This is a genomic window from Aquimarina megaterium XH134 (assembly GCF_000520975.1).
Classification (GTDB): domain Bacteria; phylum Bacteroidota; class Bacteroidia; order Flavobacteriales; family Flavobacteriaceae; genus Aquimarina; species Aquimarina megaterium.
Genome location: NZ_JACB01000167.1, coordinates 1 through 326, shown reverse-complemented (window position 1 = coordinate 326; position 326 = coordinate 1). Strand labels below are relative to the sequence as shown.

At 34.4% G+C, this 326-nt stretch carries 1 protein-coding gene; it reads right to left on the bottom strand.

Going from position 1 to position 326, the window contains the following annotated elements; all coding sequences use genetic code 11:
- Nucleotides 1-326 (bottom strand): carbonic anhydrase family protein (locus tag Z053_RS0127580; protein ID WP_025668186.1); only part of this gene is annotated, 326 nt, incomplete at both ends.

The following is a 326-nucleotide window of genomic DNA, read 5'->3' as shown; positions in this document are numbered from 1 at the left end:
CTATATGATACTCCTCATTACTTGTGTAATATTCATCTTTATGTTTGGGGAGATTATCCATAAATTGAGACAGTACTTCGTTTTCTGATCCTTCGGTAAAGAAAATACCAACTACTGCCAGTAAACCCGTAGTTGAATTTCTGTGTACCAGATGCATCTCCATAGGGTATCTATTTCCATTTACTGTATGCTCACTACCTGTATGAAAGTGAAACTGCAAAAGATCGTAATCAATATTGTTTAATGAGGCCGAACTACCAGAAGTATAATCAAAACGTAAAGTATGGCCATTATTAACAATAGTTGTAGTACTTGTAGTATAATTG